Here is a 2419-nt window from a genome sequence, read left to right on the forward strand (position 1 = left end):
TGGCTGTGAACACGTCCCCCGAGGCGCCGCTGCCCGTCGGCCAGGTGTCGCGGTTGATCGGCGGCTGGATCGACCGGCTCGGCGCGGTCTGGGTGGAGGGGCAGATCACCCAGCTGTCGCGACGCCCCGGCGCGGGCGTGGTGTTCATGACGCTGCGCGACCCGTCGCACGACATCTCGGTCAAGGTCACCTGCTACCGGCAGGTCTTCGACGCGGTGGCCGACATCGTCGGCGAGGGCGCCCGGGTGCTCGTGCACGCCAAGCCGGAGTGGTACGCGCCGCGCGGCGAGCTGTCGCTGCGGGCGGCGGAGATCCGGCCGGTGGGCATGGGCGAGCTGCTGGCGCGGCTGGAACAGCTGAAGAAGAGCCTGGCCGCCGAGGGGCTGTTCGCGGCGGACCGGAAGAAGCCGCTGCCGTTCCTGCCGCAGCTGGTCGGGCTGGTCTGCGGCCGGGCCTCGGCGGCGGAGCGGGACGTCCTGGAGAACGCGCGCCGCCGCTGGCCGGCCGTGCGCTTCGAGGTCCGCAACGTCGCCGTCCAGGGCGTGCACGCCGTGCCGCAGGTGGTGCGGGCGGTGCGTGAGCTGGACGCCATGGAGGAGGTCGACGTCATCGTGGTGGCGCGCGGCGGCGGCAGCGTGGAGGACCTGCTGCCCTTCTCCGACGAGGAGCTGGTCCGCACGGTCGCCGGCTGCCGCACCCCGGTGGTCTCCGCGATCGGGCACGAGCCCGACACGCCGCTGCTGGACTACGTCGCCGACCTGCGCGCCTCGACGCCGACCGACGCCGCCAAGAAGGTGGTGCCGGACGTCGGCGAGGAGGCCGAGCGGGTGCGTCAGCTGCGCGACCGGGCGCGGCGGTGCGTGGACGCGCTGGTCGCCCGCGAGGAACGCGGCCTGCAGAACGCGCTGGCCAGGCCGGTGGTCCAGGACCCGTACCGGATGGTCGACGACCGCGCCGAGCAGGTGGGGGCGCTGGCCGACCGCGCCCGGCGCACCCTGGGGCACCTGCTGGACCGGGCGGAGTCCGAGCTGACCCACACCCACGCCCGGGTGGTGGCCCTCTCCCCCGCGCAGACGCTGCGCCGCGGCTACGCGGTGCTCCAGCGCGCCGACGGGCAGGTCGTCCGCGACCCGGCCGAGGTGGCGGACGGCGAACCGCTGCGGGCCCGGGTCGCTGAGGGCGCCTTCACGGTCCGGCGGGCCGGCCCCGCGCCGGACACCGACGGGGCCGGCAGCGGCGCCCCGGGCGGGACCACCCACGACACCGAGGCATGAGGACGGACGGAATGAGCGACATGACCGACGAGCGGTCCGCCGGGGCGACCGAGGCGGGTGAGGCGACGCTCGGTTACGAGCAGGCGCGGGACGAGCTGATCGAGGTGGTCCGGCGGCTGGAGGCCGGCGGGACCTCGCTGGAGGAGTCGCTGGCGCTCTGGGAGCGCGGCGAGGAGCTCGCCAAGGTGTGCCGCCGCTGGCTGGAGGGCGCCCGCAGGCGCCTGGACGCGGCGCTGGCCCAGGAGGGCGACGGGGAGCCGGAGGAGTGAGCGCGGGGCCGCCCGGCCCCGCCCCGCCGGGGCCCCGTGCGCGGGGGGCCGCCCGGCCCCGCCCCGCCGGGGCCCCGTCGCGGCCACGTCGCCGTGCGGCCCCGGCGTCCGGCCCGCCGCGGCGCGGGACCGGGGACCGACCGGCCCCCTCTTGTTTGAATTTTCAACCTCTTCGGATCTACAGTGGCGCCGTTCCACCGGATCCCCGAAAAGGCTGACGCATGTCTCTCGCTCTTGACCCCGCCGCCCAGGACCTGCTGTTCCGCGAGGCGCACACGGCCCAGAAGTTCTCCCCCGAGCCGGTGACCGAGGAGCAGCTGAGGGCGATCCACGACCTGGTCAAGTTCGGCCCGACGGCCTTCAACCAGTCGCCGCTGCGCGTGACGCTGGTCCAGTCGCCCGAGGCCCGCGAGCGCCTGGTGGCGCTGCTCTCGGACGGCAACAAGGCGAAGACCGCCTCCGCGCCGGTCACGGCGATCCTGTCCGCCGACGCCGAGTTCCACCAGGAGCTCGACGTGCTGCTTCCGGCGATCCCGGGCGCCAAGGACATGTTCTTCTCCGAGCGCCCGGTGCGCGAGCGCTCCGCCCTCTCCAACGCGCAGCTGCAGGCCGCGTACTTCATCATCGGCGTCCGCGCCGCCGGCCTGGCCGCCGGGCCGATGACCGGCGGCGACATGGAGGGCATCCGCAAGGAGTTCCTCGACGACGACCACCTGCCGCTGATGGTCGTCAACATCGGCCGCATCGCCGAGGAGGAGGGCGCCCACCACCCGCGCGCCCCGCGCCTGTCCTACGAGCAGGTGTTCACCACCGTCTGAGCGGCTGCTCCGGCGGCGCCGCCCACGAGATGAGGCGGCGCCGGCCGGACGGAACGAA

3 protein-coding genes are annotated in these 2419 nt (G+C 75.2%); all 3 read left to right on the forward strand.

The window, feature by feature from the left end:
- The coding region (gene xseA, locus A2U95_RS07155; protein WP_240957230.1) for an exodeoxyribonuclease VII large subunit at nucleotides 1-1274 on the forward strand (1274 nt) is incomplete at its 5' end.
- A 20-nt stretch (nucleotides 1275-1294) separates the two neighbouring features.
- Nucleotides 1295-1543: an exodeoxyribonuclease VII small subunit gene (locus A2U95_RS07160; protein ID WP_166024897.1), complete on the forward strand. Its 249-nt coding sequence runs from the start codon at nucleotides 1295-1297 to the stop codon at nucleotides 1541-1543.
- Between the two features lie 221 nt (nucleotides 1544-1764).
- Nucleotides 1765-2361: a malonic semialdehyde reductase gene (locus A2U95_RS07165; RefSeq protein ID WP_166021366.1), complete on the forward strand. Its 597-nt coding sequence runs from the start codon at nucleotides 1765-1767 to the stop codon at nucleotides 2359-2361.
- Nucleotides 2362-2419: the final 58 nt, after the last annotated feature.

It is taken from the genome of Streptomyces chilikensis (assembly GCF_001642695.1).
GTDB classification, from domain to species: Bacteria; Actinomycetota; Actinomycetes; order Streptomycetales; family Streptomycetaceae; genus Streptomyces; species Streptomyces chilikensis.

Coding starts and splice junctions, on each gene's coding strand:
- A2U95_RS07165 (WP_166021366.1), top strand. CDS start 1,765: ATGTCTCTCGCTCTTGACCCCGCCGCCCAGGACCTGCTGTTCCGCGAG.
- A2U95_RS07160 (WP_166024897.1), top strand. CDS start 1,295: ATGACCGACGAGCGGTCCGCCGGGGCGACCGAGGCGGGTGAGGCGACG.